Annotated in this window: 10 protein-coding genes; 8 read left to right on the forward strand and 2 right to left on the reverse strand. The window is 40.1% G+C overall.

All coding sequences use genetic code 11. From position 1 onward, the window contains the following. Positions 1–64 precede the first annotated feature (64 nt). Positions 65–1810 carry an ABC1 kinase family protein gene (locus IGJ87_RS00870; RefSeq protein WP_002317073.1) on the reverse strand — a complete coding sequence of 582 codons (1746 nt, stop codon included), beginning with the start codon at positions 1808–1810 and terminating at the stop codon, positions 65–67. Positions 1811–2005: 195 nt separating this feature from the next. On the opposite strand from IGJ87_RS00870, the gene IGJ87_RS00875 reads away from it, so the two are divergent. The 6 genes from IGJ87_RS00875 to IGJ87_RS00900 all read left to right on the forward strand — a co-directional run bounded on the left by IGJ87_RS00875 (position 2006) and on the right by IGJ87_RS00900 (position 8410). Then, positions 2006–3082, forward strand: coding sequence for a D-alanine--D-alanine ligase (locus tag IGJ87_RS00875; RefSeq protein WP_002307390.1), 1077 nt, complete (start codon positions 2006–2008; stop codon positions 3080–3082). A 152-nt stretch (positions 3083–3234) separates the two neighbouring features. Beyond that, positions 3235–4587 (forward strand): UDP-N-acetylmuramoyl-tripeptide--D-alanyl-D-alanine ligase, encoded by a 1353-nt coding sequence (locus tag IGJ87_RS00880; protein ID WP_002317074.1) that lies wholly within the window; start codon positions 3235–3237, stop codon positions 4585–4587. Between the two features lie 321 nt (positions 4588–4908). Next, the gene (cshA, locus tag IGJ87_RS00885) at positions 4909–6420 is read left to right on the forward strand and encodes a degradosome RNA helicase CshA (protein WP_002294211.1); all 1512 of its coding nucleotides are present in this window, start codon (positions 4909–4911) and stop codon (positions 6418–6420) included. Between the two features lie 129 nt (positions 6421–6549). Further along, positions 6550–6900: a holo-ACP synthase gene (gene acpS, locus IGJ87_RS00890; protein WP_002296554.1), complete on the forward strand. Its 351-nt coding sequence runs from the start codon at positions 6550–6552 to the stop codon at positions 6898–6900. Between the two features lie 15 nt (positions 6901–6915). Then, the gene (gene alr / locus IGJ87_RS00895) at positions 6916–8037 is read left to right on the forward strand and encodes an alanine racemase (RefSeq protein ID WP_002317075.1); all 1122 of its coding nucleotides are present in this window, start codon (positions 6916–6918) and stop codon (positions 8035–8037) included. A gap of 10 nt (positions 8038–8047) precedes the next feature. Further along, complete coding sequence (locus IGJ87_RS00900; RefSeq protein WP_002289874.1) at positions 8048–8410, forward strand: type II toxin-antitoxin system PemK/MazF family toxin; 363 nt, start codon at positions 8048–8050, stop codon at positions 8408–8410. Between the two features lie 175 nt (positions 8411–8585). Here IGJ87_RS00900 and rpsN read toward each other — a convergent pair whose 3' ends face one another. Continuing rightward, positions 8586–8855 (reverse strand): 30S ribosomal protein S14, encoded by a 270-nt coding sequence (gene rpsN / locus IGJ87_RS00905; RefSeq protein WP_002293413.1) that lies wholly within the window; start codon positions 8853–8855, stop codon positions 8586–8588. Between the two features lie 189 nt (positions 8856–9044). On the opposite strand from rpsN, the gene IGJ87_RS00910 reads away from it, so the two are divergent. Next, positions 9045–9992 (forward strand): NADP-dependent oxidoreductase, encoded by a 948-nt coding sequence (locus IGJ87_RS00910; RefSeq protein ID WP_002317076.1) that lies wholly within the window; start codon positions 9045–9047, stop codon positions 9990–9992. A gap of 305 nt (positions 9993–10297) precedes the next feature. After that, a complete protein-coding gene (locus IGJ87_RS00915) occupies positions 10298–13003 on the forward strand; it encodes a YhgE/Pip domain-containing protein (RefSeq protein WP_002317077.1) in 2706 nt (901 codons plus the stop codon). Positions 13004–13200: the final 197 nt, after the last annotated feature.

Here is a 13200-nt window from a genome sequence, read left to right on the forward strand (position 1 = left end):
GAAATAATTTATGTAAAACCCCTTCTTATTTCTTGAAGCTGATTCTTTCTGTCACAACCTTTTTCTACTTTTTCCTCTTCTTATACATTTGGATCAATGCATCGATTGCCAAAAAAATAATGACGAATGCGGCAATAGCATACGTAAATATCCCTAATAAGGAAACGACCTCTGCGTTTTCTACAGGTGCTGCTTGGACAAGCAGGGAGGACCCTACGATCAATGCAGCTAAAATCATACCGAAAACAAGCCGATTGATCATACTTTCGATCCTGCTCAATAATTTGTCTTGCTTTTTCAATTCCAAATTGACTTTTCCTTGTCCCGAAGACCACATTTCTAATAGATGGTGGAGCTGTTGAGGGATCTTAGGCGCAGCCTTCATCCCTTCCAATAAGTCTAATCCGCTTTGTTTCAATGTATCTTCTACATCCAGATGAGTGAGAAAATAATGTTGGGCAAAAGGCGAAGCGACTTCCATGAGGGAAACTTCAGGGTCAAGGACACGGATCACCCCTTCTAATGTCCCGAATGCTTTCAGCAAAAGCGTGATATCACGATCGAACTGCAGATTATTTTGATGACAAATCGTCACGACGTGTGTGAATACTTCTTGCAAGTTGATTTCATCAATAGGAGAATCATAATACTGTTCAAGAAAACTTGTCAGTTCTTGGTGGAACCGACTTTCATCAAACACGCCTTCTTGCTGACAAAGTCGCAAGACCGCTTTTTCGATTCGATAAGCATCTTTCGTATACAGCGCTAAAACGGCTTGTGTGAGTTTTTGCCTAAGCCCTGCAGAAAGATGCCCCATCATACCAAAATCGATGTAGTTGACGGTATATGGCGCAACAGGGTCTTCTGTAGAAGTAGAGGCTCGAAAAGTAAAGGAACCGAACTCTTTTTCATGGACTGTTTCAGTTTTTTGGCTAGCTCGTGTCTGTTCTTCTTTTGTTAGTACATGGAATAGCAGATTCCCTGGATGAGGATCAGCATGGAAAAAACCATCATCAAATACCTGTTTCATAAAGTTCTCAACTAAAAGCTTTGCAACTTCTTGTTTCAGCTGCTTGTTTTGAATACCGGTGATAAAAGTTTCTGTTCCGTTTTTGGCATTCATCAAATGATTCAAGTTTTTACCAGACATTTCTTCCATCACGATCACTTTTTTCGAACAAAAAGCGTCATAAATTTTGGGGATGCGGATCTCTTTCCAGCCATTGTTCTTTTGATAGAATTGTTCGCCATTTTGACTTTCTTTTAAGAAGTCCATTTCATTGATCAAGGAACGTTTCACTTCTTGGAGTACCCCTTTTAGATCAACTACGCTAGTTTCAGGAATGTATTTGATCAAAGGGATCGCTCGTTCAAATAGTTGAAGATCAAGTCGAATCTCTTCGGCGATGTTAGGGTGTTGGATCTTAACGACGACCGAGTCACCGTTCTTCAGCTTGGCACGATGAGCCTGCCCCATAGAAGCAGAGGCAAAAGGCGATTTGGAAAAATCATCGAATATATCTGATAATGAAAGAGAAAGTTCTGTTTCGATCGTCTTTTTGACCGTTGAAAATGTGTCGCTAGGTACACTATCTTGTAATGTTTTGAATGTTTGAGTGAAGGCAGAAGAAAGCAAATCTTCTCGAACAGAAAGCATCTGTCCTATCTTGATGAAGGTGGGGCCTAGTTCTTCAAAGGCTTTTTTTACCTGTTCGGGATTTTTTTGCTGTACAAAGTTTGGTACTACATTGTAATTGATGAACACTCGAATGATTTCTGCCAAGCGGCTGCGTGGATTTGTTTGCGCCATCATCATCCCTCCTTTTCTTTATCATAACTTTTTATAAAAAACGGGACAAATAATCTAGCTGATAAAAAATAAATGACGTTTGTTCTTTTAGAAACCAACTCGTTTTTTTATAAATAAGTTATTCGTTTATTTTTGTTTTGTGCTAAAATATGAGAGTAAATCACTGAACGATTTAGAATACAGGAGGACAATCTTTTGAAGATTACTTTACTATATGGCGGACGCAGCGCAGAGCATGAAGTGTCCATTCTTTCCGCATTTTCAGTTTTAAATGCCATTTATTATAATTATTACCAAGTTCAACTCATATTTATTACAAAAGAAGGACAATGGGTCAAAGGTCCATTACTAACAGAAAAACCTGCAAGCAAAGATGTCTTGCATCTTTCATGGGACCCAAGTGGACAGACGGAGGAAGGCTTTACAGGAAAAGTGATCAATCCGGGCGAAATCAAAGAAGAAGGAGCCATCGTTTTTCCAGTTTTACATGGGCCAAACGGGGAAGATGGAACGATCCAAGGCTTCTTAGAGACATTGAATATGCCTTATGTCGGCGCAGGCGTATTGACCAGTGCATGTGCCATGGATAAAATCATGACCAAGTATATTTTACAAGCTGCTGGTGTGCCGCAAGTTCCTTATGTACCAGTACTTAAGAATCAATGGAAAGAAAATCCTAAAAAAGTATTTGATCAATGTGAAGGTTCTTTGCTTTATCCGATGTTTGTCAAACCGGCGAATATGGGTTCTAGTGTCGGCATTACAAAAGCAGAAAACCGAGAAGAGCTGCAAAATGCTTTAGCAACAGCCTATCAGTATGATTCTCGAGCAATCGTTGAACAAGGAATTGAAGCGCGCGAAATCGAAGTTGCTGTATTAGGAAATGAAGACGTTCGGACGACTTTGCCTGGTGAAGTCGTAAAAGACGTAGCATTCTATGATTATGAAGCAAAATATATCAATAATAAAATCGAAATGCAGATTCCAGCCGAAGTGCCAGAAGAAGTTTATCAAAAAGCACAAGAGTACGCGAAGTTAGCTTACACGATGTTAGGCGGAAGCGGATTGAGCCGGTGTGATTTCTTTTTGACAAATAAAAATGAATTATTCCTGAATGAATTAAATTCTATGCCAGGATTTACGGAGTTCAGTATGTACCCACTCTTATGGGAAAATATGGGCTTGAAATACGGTGATTTGATTGAAGAACTGATTCAATTAGGAATGAATCGATACCATCAGCGTCAATCTTTTTTTGAAAAAAATGAATAAAGAGAAATAAAGAAGAAGCTGGAGTGATTGCGTAACCGCGTTCATTCTAGCTTCTAAATACGAATAGAGAAATTTACTTGGAAGTGAGAGTCATGCGAACCCGCCGTTTAGGCCAAACGCTTTTTTCACAACCTTTTTTAGGAGAGATCTCAATGAATCTAACAATACAAGAAATTGCACAAGCCGTGGGCAGCGAATGCTCTGCACTGACAAAGATTACCAATGTCGAATTTGACAGCCGGAAGATAACCGAAGGAAGTTTATTCGTTCCTCTTGCTGGTACGCGAGATGGACATGAATTTATCCAGCAAGCGATCACAAACGGAGCATCTGCTTCATTTTGGAGCTTGCCTGTTGAACAAGCTCCAAAAGATTTTCCAGTTATTCCTGTAGCAGATCCTTTGAAAGCCATGCAGCAATTGGCAACCTATTACTTGGAAAAAGTAGGCGCAGAAGTCGTTGCAATTACAGGAAGCAATGGTAAAACCACCACGAAAGATCTAACCGCGTCTGTCTTGTCTGAAAAATACAAAACATATAAGACGCAAGGAAATTACAACAATAATATTGGTCTTCCTTACACGATTTTGCACATGCCCCAAGATACAGAAAAGATCGTCTTGGAAATGGGCATGGATCACGCCAATGAAATCACGGAACTTTCACTTATGGCTCAACCAAAAGCTGCAGCAATCACAATGATCGGTGAAGCACACATAGAAAATCTTGGGTCGCGAGAAGGAATCGCTAAAGCCAAAATGGAAATCACTGACGGACTTGTACCAGACGGATTACTCGTTGTGCCCGCAGATGAACCGTTGCTGACACCTTTAACGGCAACATTAGTACAAACAGTCACAACATTCGGTATTGGAAATGGCGATGTTCATGCGGAAGTGACAGCAAAAGGAAAAGCACAAACCGATTTTGTAGTAGAAGGAGAAACATTTACGATCCCGCTGCCTGGAAGTTATAATGTAACGAATGCTTTGATTGCGTATACGATCGGGCGCTTCTTTGGACTGTCCATACCTGAGATACGCCAAGGGCTCGCCCATGTTTCTATCACTCAAAACAGAACCGAATGGCTAACGGCAGGAAATGGTGCAGCTATTTTGAGCGATGTCTATAATGCAAATCCAACAGCCATGGGACTGGTATTAGATACTTTTAAAAATCTACCAACAAAAGGACGCAGAATCGCTGTGTTAGCAGATATGCTGGAATTAGGGAAAGAGTCTTTAAATATGCATGCGCAAATGAGTGAACATATCGATCCTGAGAAATTCGCCATGATTTTCCTTTATGGGGAACAAATGCATGCACTAAAAGAAGAATTGAACCAAAAATACCCCCAACTACCTGTGTTCTATTTTGAAAAAGAAAAGAATAAATTGATTGATGCTGTAAAACAAAATCTTGAAGCAACAGATAGTATTATGCTAAAAGGCAGCAACAGCATGGGCTTATTTGAAGTGGTAGAACAGCTTCAGCAAATGAAATAAAAATCTGTAAACTTGCAGAAAACGAAAAACTATGTTAGAATAACCTATTGCCGAAAGATGAAGAGAAATTGGACTGGTTTTGCCATAGAAACAACTTGTTGAAGCCAGATGTCATAATAATGATAAAGCTGAACGCGACCCGTTTGGCTTTTCTAATGCCTAAACTTCGCAAAGTGATTTTTCGGTGGTGCCACAGGGGCTAAGAATGGATAAAAACGTGCGTGGCCACTGTCAAAAAGAAACAATACACTTTGACCGAACAAATCGACGGGGTAGCAAAAAAGCTACATCCTCAGTTAACAACCATATAGGAGGATTCATTTGAAATTTAAAGAACTAGAATTATCACCAGAATTGTTGAAATCAGTCGAACGCGCTGGTTTTGAAGAAGCAACACCTATCCAATCAGAAACGATTCCACTAGCATTAGCTGGAAAAGACGTTATTGGACAAGCACAGACAGGTACAGGGAAAACAGCTGCATTTGGATTACCGATGTTAGAAAAAATCGATCCAGATCGTCACGAATTACAAGGTTTAGTTATCGCACCAACACGTGAGTTAGCTATCCAAACACAAGAAGAATTATATCGTTTAGGGCGCGACAAAAAAGTACGTGTACAAGCCGTTTACGGCGGAGCAGATATTGGCCGTCAGATCCGTGGCTTGAAAGATCGTCCACATATCGTTGTGGGTACACCAGGACGTATGCTTGACCACATCAACCGCCACACATTGAAACTTGGAACCGTTCAAACATTAGTTTTGGATGAAGCAGATGAAATGTTGAATATGGGCTTCTTGGAAGATATCGAAAAAATCATTTCACAAGTTCCTGATCAAAGACAAACATTACTTTTCTCAGCAACGATGCCGCCAGCTATCAAGAATATTGGCGTTAAATTCATGAAAAATCCACATCATGTGAAGATCAAAGCGAAAGAAATGACAGCTGACTTGATCGATCAATACTATGTCCGCGCAAAAGAATACGAAAAATTCGATATCATGACTCGCTTGTTTGATGTTCAAACACCTGAACTAACAATCGTCTTCGGACGTACAAAACGCCGTGTAGACGAATTGGCACGCGGATTAGAAGCACGCGGTTACCGTGCAGAAGGAATCCATGGCGATTTGTCTCAACAAAAACGAATGAGCGTATTGCGTTCATTTAAGAGCGGTCATTTAGATATCCTTGTAGCGACAGACGTTGCTGCACGTGGATTAGATATTTCAGGTGTCACTCATGTGTACAACTATGATATCCCTCAAGATCCAGAAAGCTACGTTCACCGTATCGGACGTACAGGCCGTGCCGGAAAAGGCGGTATGTCTGTGACTTTCGTTACACCAAATGAAATGGACTACTTGCATGTGATTGAAAACTTGACGAAAAAACGGATGACGACTTTACGTCCACCAACCGAAAAAGAAGCATTCAAAGGTCAATTAGGTGCTGCAGTTGAACAAATCGAAACAAAACTTGCAGAAAATGGTCTAGATAAATACCTGCAAACAGCAGATAAATTATTAGAAGAATATTCTGCACAAGATTTAGTTGCACTTTTGCTAAAAACGACAGCAAAAGATCCAGCTGATGCAGTGCCAGTGAAGATCACACCAGAACGCCCATTGCCAATGCAGAAAAAAGGATACAATAAAAATGGCAAACGTGGTGGCGGAAACAACCGTAATCGTCGTGACGGCGGTAATTATCGTGGAAACAAATCAAAAGGCGGTTATAGCAAAAATAATAACAGCCAAAAAGATGGCGGTAAACGTCACAATGATAAAAAACGCGGATTTGTAATCCGTTCAAATAACGATTAAACATAAAATGAAAGTTTCTCTTTTTTAAGAGAAACTTTCATTTTTGTTATTTGTGGACTTATTTGTGGCAAAATGGTTATAATTTGGTAGAATGAGAGTGTTCTAAATTTATTGAAAAGAGAAAAGCATATGATAAAAGGAATTGGGATCGATGCAGTCGAACTTCCTAGGATCACTCGGCTGATCGAAGAAAAACCAAAATTCATTGCACGAATCTTGACCTCTGATGAAATGAAACTATTCCAGTCCTTGCCTTTTCATCGCCAAGTAGAATTTTTAGGCGGGCGTTACGCTTGCAAAGAGGCTTTCTCTAAAGCTTGGGGAACTGGGATCGGAAAAGTTACCTTTCAAGATGTCGAGATTTTAAAAAATGAAAACGGTCAGCCTGTTGTGACGCGTTCACCTCATGAAGGCAATGTATGGGTCAGTATTACTCATACAAATGAAACAGCTTTTGCACAAATTATTTTGGAAGACTAGAAAGAAGGAAAAACGATGGTTGTCGCTTGGCACCGCCCAACGAAAGCAGTGATACATAAAAAAGCTATAACTGAAAATGTAGCAAATGAAGTTGCAAGACTTCCGCAAGGAAAAGAATTGTTTGCAGTAGTAAAAGCAAACGGATACGGTCATGGAGCTATTGAAACAGCTGAGGCAGCAGTTGCAGGTGGAGCTTCGGGCTTTTGTGTTTCAAATTTAGATGAAGGAGTCGAGTTGAGAGAAGCTGGATTTACTCAGCCCATCCTTATCTTGAATATGGTTCCTTACGACGCACTGACTGTAGCTGTTGCTCATGATTTATCAGTAACTGCAGGTACACGGGAATGGTTGCAGGCAGCAGCTGCTGTTTTAGAGAAAAGTAAGCTAGAGACGCCTCTTTCGATTCATCTAAAAGCAGACACTGGGATGGGTCGTATCGGATTTTGTACACCTGAAGAAGTAAAAGAGGCAGCTGCATTCATCAAAGAAAGTCGTGTATTAGAATGGGAAGGTTTATTTACCCATTTTTCTACAGCAGATCAGGCAGATGATACATATTGGAATCTGCAAAAAGAACGCTTTATAGAAGTGCTAAAAAAACTTCCCGAACTTCCTCGATATGTACATGTCAGCAATAGTGCAACGGCTTTATGGCATGATGAAACAATCGGCAATATGATTCGTTATGGAGTAGCAATGTACGGACTGAATCCCTCTGGGCACGCACTACCGGAAGTTTATCCATTGCAGCCAGCACTTGAGCTGGTTTCTGAATTGATTCAAATCAAAAAACTCCCAGCAGGTGAAGGAATCGGCTATGGAGAAACATATATCACTTCTGAAGCAGAGTGGATCGGAACGATACCGATCGGTTATGCAGATGGCTGGCCACGAAAGATGCAGGGTTTTTCTCTATTGGTAGAAGGGAACTACTGTGAAACGATTGGGCGTGTATGTATGGATCAACTGATGATCCGATTGCCTCAAGAATTTCCTGTCGGAACAAAAGTGACGCTTATCGGCAAAAATGCAGACAAAGAAATCACTATGCAGGATATAGCAGATCAATTAGGTACGATCCACTATGAAGTGGCTTGCGGATTAGGACAGCGGATACCAAGAGAATATCAAGAATAAGGAGGATCCTATGGTAAAAAGAGGAGATATTTATTTTGCTGATCTTTCTCCAGTCGTGGGATCGGAGCAAGGCGGAACACGCCCAGTTTTGGTTATTCAAAATAATCTAGGTAACCATTTTAGCCCGACGATCATTGTTGCGGCCATAACGGCAAAAATGGCTAAACCTAAGCTTCCGACTCACATTGGGATCAAAGCTACTGGAACAGGAATAGAAAGAGACTCCGTTATCCTGTTGGAGCAGATCAGAACGATCGATAAATCAAGATTGAAAGAAAAGGTCTGCCATTTGGATCGACCCATTATGGCAGAAGTTGACCGAGCATTGAAAATTAGTGTGGGTATCGAAGCACTGACTCCTGTTACTAAATAAATATAGCGAAGTAACCATGCAGCCTTTACATATAAAAAAGGACCAGCTGTGCGTAAAAAAAGATACGTCTGCTTCTAGTACCAGCATTTCTGCTAGAAGAAGCGAACGTATCTTTTTTGATGATCCAAGGAGTGGTCCATGCGCCCTCCTCCTTTACATTACAGCCAGACTTGGATTACCAGCTGGCTTTTTTTACTCCTGGAATCAAACCTTTATGTGCTAATTCACGGAATTTTATACGGGACATCCCGAATTTACGCATGTATCCGCGAGGGCGTCCATCGATTAAATCACGATTTTTCAATCGTTCTGGACGAGCATCTAAAGGAAGTTTGCGCAAGCCTTCGTAATCTTTTTGCGCTTTTAATTCCTGGCGTAAAGCAGCATAGCGTTCAATCGTTTCTTGCTGTTTTTTTGCTTTGGCAATCTTTGATTTTTTAGCCATCAACAAATTCCTCCAATTATTTTTTATTAGCGTAAATCGTAATCTTTACGCTTTTAGATAAATAATTTAACACGTTTCGCGAAAAAAGACAATTATTTTGTTTTGAATCATGCGCCAAAACGAAAAGACATTTTTTTTGTCAAAATAAAGGCATAAACGTAAACTTAAAGAAAAAGGGAGATGGTGACCATGCGAAGATTTGCAATTAAAGGTTACGGAGAAGCACAAGATGTTTTTGAAGAAATCGATGCTCATCCCAGAGAAGTCGGTTCTGGACATGTTCGTGTAGAAATAAAAGCATTCAGTGTGAATCCTTATGATGTTGCCTTGCGTTTAGGAGAAATGAAAGAGATACGAACATTGAAATTCCCTTATGTACCAGGTAATGATGGCGCTGGTATTGTGACAGAGATTGGTTCAGATGTCACAACTGTTCATGTAGGTGATCGAGTAGCTGTCCATGCAGTCGGCGGGACTTACGGAGAAGAAGTCGTGTTGCCATCAGCAAAAGTAGCAAAAATTCCAGATAAAATGAGTTGGGAAGAAGCAGCCGGAATGGTCACGCCAGGAATTACGGCTTATAATCTAATCAACCATTTGACGGAAATCCAGCCGACAGATACTGTAATGATACTAGGAGCATCAGGTGCGGTCGGGTCAAGTCTGATCCAGCTTCTCCATGAAAAGGGAATCCGAATCTTAACCAGTGCATCCAGTAAAAATGAGGAAAAGGTAAAAAAATTAGGAGCTTCAGCATTTGCTGCTTATGATAAAACAAATCCAGGTCTGCAATTTGCTGATCAGGCAGACCTTGTAATCGATGCGACGAAAGGAAGTATCAAAGGAGAAACCGGCATCCAGATCATGAAACCAGGCGGCAGGTATGTTGCATTAAATGACCTCCCAGATCTAGATTTGCGGCAAAAAAAGGAAGGCTTTTATGAATCGTTTGTTCCAAGAAAGGAATATCTAGATGCAGAAGCCTTTGCTGGCATAATCAAAGCCTACCAAAAAGGAGCCTTTCATGTTTTTATTTCAATGAATCTGTCTGCTTCACTTAAGCATGTCATCCAAGCACATCAGCTAGTTGAAGGACATCCTCCTGCTGGGAAAATCATCCTGTCATTCGAAAAATAAGAAATACAGGAATAAAAAACGAAAAAAGCTGAAACATTTTTGTAGGGGCAAAGACAAAAAATGCTTTAGCTTTTTTGCGTATACGTATAATAGATAAAAACTTTGGCATAAAATTATCTTTCCCTTTTATTTCATGATAAAGTAAAGGCTGTAATCCTTAATTATTTCTCAATATGTAAGAGATTACAATGAGACAATTGCCGTGATATGTCCAAAAATTCGACTTTTTTGAAAAAAGCCGATTGAAAAAAGTATGAAATACATGGTAAAGTAATTCAGCTGAAAAAAGAAGAAGGGGGAGAACTATGCAGTCAATCAAAAATACGCTTCGATTATATTTGCTTGACTGGAAACGGATTTTCAAAAACCCGATTGCAACACTTCTGATCATCGCGATCATGATCATCCCTTCGCTATATGCGTGGTTTAACATCAAAGCATTATGGGATCCATATGGAAATACTGGAGAGCTGCCAATTGCTGTTTACAGTGCAGACAAGCCAGCAGAGTTTCAAGGTAAAGAAGTGGCCATTGGGGAGCAAGTCATCGAATCGCTTCATAAAAATAAACAATTAGGATGGCAATTCGTTGATTCAAAAGAACAATTAGAAGACGGAGTCCGTTCCGGAAAGTATTACGCAGGTATTTACTTGCCAAAGGATTTCTCAGAAAATCTGCTGAGTTTTACTAGTGGTGATATCAAGAAACCAAAAATCGAATATACGGTAAATGAAAAAATCAATGCGATTGCACCGAAAATCACCGATAAAGGAGCAAGTTCGATCCAATCGCAAATCACAAATGAATTTATCAAAACAGCCAGTTCGACTTTATTGAAAGTATTCAATGAGATAGGTTACGACATCGATACGAACCTAGTAAGTATCAATAAAGTTAAAGATATGATTTTATCAACAGATGAAAATTTGGACACGATCGACGGCTACACAAAACAAGTCCTCGAATTACAAAGTCAACTACCTGAAATCAAGGAAAAACTGAATAAAGCAAATGAATTCGTGGATTACATCCCTAAAGTAGATGAGATGGGTGAAAAAGTCGTTGCATTGAATGACAAAATGCCTGAGTTGAAAGATCAAGCAAAAATCATCCTTGATTTGCAAGAAAAAATCCCAGAGATCCAAAATGCCGGTAAGCAACTAGCAGAGATCGACGGCGATTTTGCTTCGATCCAAGAGACAATGAACCAAGGAATCGATGAAGCAAAACAAGGCTTGACGATCATCCAACAAGTACAAGATATCTTGCCAGATGTGAAAAATTTAGAAAATCAGGCAAGTGATCTAGCAAACCAAACAAAATCAGGTGCCTCTCAGCTGAAAGATGCGATACCAAGCATCACAAACAGTGTAGATGTTACATTGAAGTCAATTGGACAAGTGGCAACAACGACAGGTTCGTTAATAGATACTGTAAGAACAGCTATTGAAGATGGTAAGCTGACTGATGATGAAAAGAAAAACATCAGCAATGTATTGAACGGCTTTATTGACGGAATATCTCAACAACAAAATGCAATCGATAAACTGGTCGAGTTCCTGACTAAATTGCAAACAAGTGCTGGAAATACGAAATTGCAGCCAATTATTGATCAGCTAAATCAATTAAAACCCTTGCTAAGCAATCTGCAAAACCGCCTATCTGCTTTGAACACAGCTGTTCAAAATGAAGACACGAAGGCTATTGATGAATTGCTAGATCAAATTGAGGCCGTTGTTAATAATATCAATGGCATCATTGCTGGTATCAATACAGGTCAAATCAGTTCCACTGTCACTTCTCTACTAGACCAAGTCATCGATACGATTGGGACTGCACAAGGGGTGCTAAGCAAAGCGGACCAGATCGATTTTGAATCTCTGCTAAGCTCAACGAAAGCAACTGTAACGAATGCAGTGGCAATTTTAGAAAAATATCAAAAAGAAATGCCTGCAATTGGACAAGAAATCCATGATGCCAATACAATGCTGAATGGAAATATGGATACCATCGTCAATGGCATCAATGAAGGGGCAGACCTATACAACAATGAATTACCGATCCTTCAGCAAAAATTAGGATTGGCCGCTGATTTTATCCAAAATGATTGGCCAACACTAAAAAATGAAATCACCGGTACATTGACAACAGTAAATGAAAAAATGCCAGAGGTCGAAACAGCTGTGAACGCTGCTGCGGACTTGATCAACAATGACTGGCCAAATATCAAAGCTGGCATCCAAAAAGCAGCAGACGCGATCCGAAAAGGCGAACAAGAAGTCGATCTAGGCGAAGTCATCAAATTATTGAAACTAGATGCAACAAAAGAAAGTGACTTCTTTACACAACCTGTTGAGCTACAAACCAATGCGCTTTATCCAATCGCAAATAACGGTTCAGCTAGCACCCCGTTTTATACTGCACTATGTCTGTGGGTCGGCGCTGTTCTTCTTTCAAGTGTTGCTACGACAGAATACTATTTAGGAAAGAAAGACCGAAACAATTTTACGAAACGAGAACAATTCGTTGCTCGTATGCTGACATTTTTGACAATGGCGATTGCGCAAAGCTTGATCGTTACATTAGGGAATATTTTCTTACTAGGAGTAGATGTCCAAAATCCGGTCTACAGCGTGTCATTTGCTGTCTTGATCGCCTTAGCGTTCATGATGATCGTCTATGTCTTGGCTGCATTATTCGATAATGTCGGTAAAGGGATCGCTATTATCATCTTAGTACTGTCGATCTCTGGCGGAGGCGGGAACTATCCGATCCAAGTCTCAGGGAAATTCTTCCAAATGATCAATCCGTTCTTGCCATTTACGCATGCGGTAAACTTGTTGCGGGAATCTGCAGGAGGCATTTACTGGCCAAATGCTACGAAAGCAATCTGGATCATGATCGGTTTGTTTGTTGTCTTTGGAATCGTAGGAACGGCAATCTATCCGTTCATCGAAGAAAAAATGACGAAATTCAAAGAAGCGGCGCATGAGAGCCATATTTTTCATTAAAAAAAGAGGTTGTGAAATCAGCGTTTTGACCTGAGTATTAGAGAAAAAATGGAAAAATAGTTCCTCATATTTTGCCGTTTTTTGAGCTAATGCCGAGGGTCAGCTGATTGAACACCGTGTACCAAGAGGTTGTAAAAAATCTGCTCTGCATCAAGTAATAAGAACGACCAAATAAAAACAGCTTCTTATGTTTTTAA

Source organism: Enterococcus sp. DIV1411a, from assembly GCF_050531945.1.
Lineage (GTDB): Bacteria > Bacillota > Bacilli > Lactobacillales > Enterococcaceae > Enterococcus_B > Enterococcus_B faecium.